Below are 1,071 nucleotides of genomic sequence, written 5' to 3' on the forward strand. Positions count from 1 at the left end.
TTTGTGGCTGGGTTCGGTGAAGTCCAACATCGGTCACACCCAGGCCGCGGCCGGTGTCGCCGGAGTCATCAAGATGCTGCTGGCCATGCAGCACGCGACCCTGCCCCGCACCCTCCACGCCGACCAACCCACCTCCCGCGTCGACTGGACAGCAGGCGATGTACGGCTGCTTGCAGACGTTCAGGACTGGGCGGAGGTGGAGGACCGGCCCCGCCGCGCCGCCGTCTCCGCGTTCGGTGTGAGCGGCACGAACGCGCACGTGGTGCTGGAACAGCCCATCTCCGACGAGAGGGTTGTCGAGGCTGCGGACGCGGAGCGGCCGGGGTCTGCGCTGGTGCCGTGGGTGGTGTCGGCGCGGAGTCGGGATGCGTTGCGGGCGCAGGCCGGGCAGCTTGCGGGGTTCGTGGCGGGGCGCGGGGCCTTGTCCGTCGCCGAGGTCGGTGTGTCGCTGGTGCGCTCGCGTTCGGTGTTCGAGCACCGTGCGGTGGTGTGGGGCGCGGATCGTGAGGAGTTGCTGAGCGGTCTTGAAGCCGTGGCGGCCGGGGAGACGGTGGCCGGTGCGGTTGTGGGGGAGGTCGGCGAGGCCGGCCGGACGGGCTTCCTCTTCGCCGGTCAGGGTTCGCAACGGCCCGGGATGGGCCGGGAGTTGTACGACGAGTACCCGGTCTTCGCGGATGCCTTCGACGCCGTGTGCGCCCACCTGGACACCGAACTTCAGCGCCCGCTGCGGGACGTGGTCTTCGGCGACGAGGCCGATGTTCTCAACCGTACGGAGTTCGCGCAGCCTGCGTTGTTCGCGCTGGAGGTGGCGCTGTTCCGGCTGTTGGAGTCATGGGGGGTCCGGCCGGATGTTCTCGCCGGGCACTCCATCGGGGAGATCGCGGCGGCCCATGTCGCAGGCGTGTGGTCCCTGGAGGACGCCTGCCGTCTCGTGGTTGCCCGGGGCCGGTTGATGCAGGCGCTGCCCGAGGGTGGCGCGATGGTGGCGGTGGAGGCTTCCGAGGAGGAGGTCGAGCCGCTTCTCGACGACCGGGTGGGACTCGCTGCGGTGAACGGGCCGCGGTCGGTGGT

At 70.8% G+C, this 1,071-nt stretch carries 1 protein-coding gene; it reads left to right on the plus strand.

Annotated elements, in window-relative coordinates:
- Positions 1-1,071, plus strand: a 1,071-nt coding sequence (locus tag ACGFNH_RS32685) for an acyltransferase domain-containing protein (RefSeq protein WP_393660014.1), incomplete at both ends; no start/stop codon positions are given.

This window comes from Streptomyces sp. NPDC048639, assembly GCF_043199075.1.
GTDB lineage: Bacteria > Actinomycetota > Actinomycetes > Streptomycetales > Streptomycetaceae > Streptomyces.